We start from the raw sequence: 1,728 nt of genomic DNA, 5'->3' as shown, positions 1-1,728 counted from the left end.
TGATGGAGCCGGGCCGCTCTCCTCAAGGAGCCCCTCAACTCGCCTGCAACACAAGTACGATGACGTGTGATCAGATCGCGAAGGCGCGATCAGGGGTCTGCTTAGGGATCGAGGGATCACATTGTCGTCGTCCTGCTTCACCGACCTTGCACAGCAGTACATCGACGGTGAGTGGCGCCCGGGCACCGGTTCCTGGGACATCATCGACTTCAACCCGTACGACGACGAGAAGCTCGCGTCGATCACCATAGCAACGGTCGACGAGGTCGATCAGGCGTATCGGGCGGCGGCCCGCGCCCAGAAGCAGTGGGCCGCGACCAACCCCTACGCCCGCCGGGCGGTCTTCGAGAAGGCGCTGCGCCTGATCGAGGAGCGCGAGGCCGAGATCTCCGAGGCCATCATCGCCGAGCTCGGCGGCACCCGCCTGAAGGCCGCCTTCGAGCTGCACCTCGCCAAGGAGTTCCTGCGCGAGGCGGTCCACCTGGCACTGGCCCCCGAGGGCCGGATCATCCCCTCGCCGGTGGACGGCAAGGAGAACCGCGTCTACCGCGTGCCGGTCGGCGTCGTGGGCGTGATCAGCCCCTTCAACTTCCCGTTCCTGCTGTCGATCAAGTCCGTCGCCCCGGCGCTCGCGCTCGGCAACGCCGTGGTGCTCAAGCCGCACCAGAACACCCCGATCGTGGGCGGCTCCCTGGTCGCGAAGCTCTTCGAGGACGCGGGGCTGCCCGGCGGGCTGCTGAACGTCGTCATCACGGACATCGCGGAGATCGGCGACGCCTTCATCGAGCACCCGGTCCCCAAGGTCGTCTCCTTCACCGGTTCCGACGCCGTCGGCCGGCACGTGGCGACCGTCTGCGCCCGGCTGTTCAAGCGCTCCGTCCTCGAACTGGGCGGCAACAGCGCGCTGGTGGTCCTCGACGACGCCGACATCGACTATGCCGTCGACGCGGCGGTCTTCAGCCGGTACGTCCACCAGGGCCAGGTCTGCATGGCCGCCAACCGGGTCCTCGTGGACCGGTCGGTCGCGGACGAGTTCACCGAGAAGTTCGTCGCCAAGGTCAAGACCCTCAAGACGGGCGACCCGCGCGACCCGGAGACCGTCATCGGCCCGGTCATCAACTCCTCGCAGGCGGACGCCGTCTCCGGCGTGGTCGAGCAGGCCCTCGCCGAGGGCGCCACAGCCCTGGTGCGCGGCGGGCGGACCGACAACCTCGTCGAGCCGTCCGTGCTGACGGACCTCCCCGCCGACTCGGCGCTGCTCCGGCAGGAGGTCTTCGGGCCGGTCGCGTTCCTGGTGCCGTTCGACGGCGAGGAGGAGGCCGTACGTCTCGTCAACGACACCCCGTACGGCCTGAGCGGTGCCGTCCACACCGGGAACATCGAGCGGGGTGTGGCGTTCGCCAAGCAGATCGACACGGGCATGTTCCACGTGAACGACGGCACCGTGCACGACGAGCCGATCGTTCCCTTCGGCGGTGAGAAGCACTCGGGCATCGGCCGGCTCAACGGCGACACGATGCTGGACTCGTTCACCACGACCAAGTGGATCTCGGTGCAGCACGGCCGGAGCGGGTTCCCGTTCTAGAACCTTCCGGCCTCCAGAACCTTCCGGCCTCCAGAACCTTTCGGCCTCCAGAACCTTTCGGCGGCCGGGGCCGTGCGGGCCGTACCTTACCGCCCCTGCCCGGCTCTTGGGGGGTGTGGGGGGGGTGGCGCCCAGTCCAGACG

At 68.5% G+C, this 1,728-nt stretch carries 1 protein-coding gene; it reads left to right on the top strand.

The genetic code is table 11. From position 1 onward, the window contains the following. Positions 1 to 121 precede the first annotated feature (121 nt). Positions 122 to 1,585: an aldehyde dehydrogenase family protein gene (locus tag ABZ281_RS36075; RefSeq protein WP_356662282.1), complete on the top strand. Its 1,464-nt coding sequence runs from the start codon at positions 122 to 124 to the stop codon at positions 1,583 to 1,585. Positions 1,586 to 1,728 lie beyond the last annotated feature (143 nt).

Source organism: Streptomyces sp. NPDC006265 (assembly GCF_040613555.1).
Taxonomy (GTDB): Bacteria; Actinomycetota; Actinomycetes; order Streptomycetales; family Streptomycetaceae; genus Streptomyces.
Note: the sequence above shows the minus strand (reverse complement) of the source record. Positions and strands in the feature narration are given on the sequence as shown.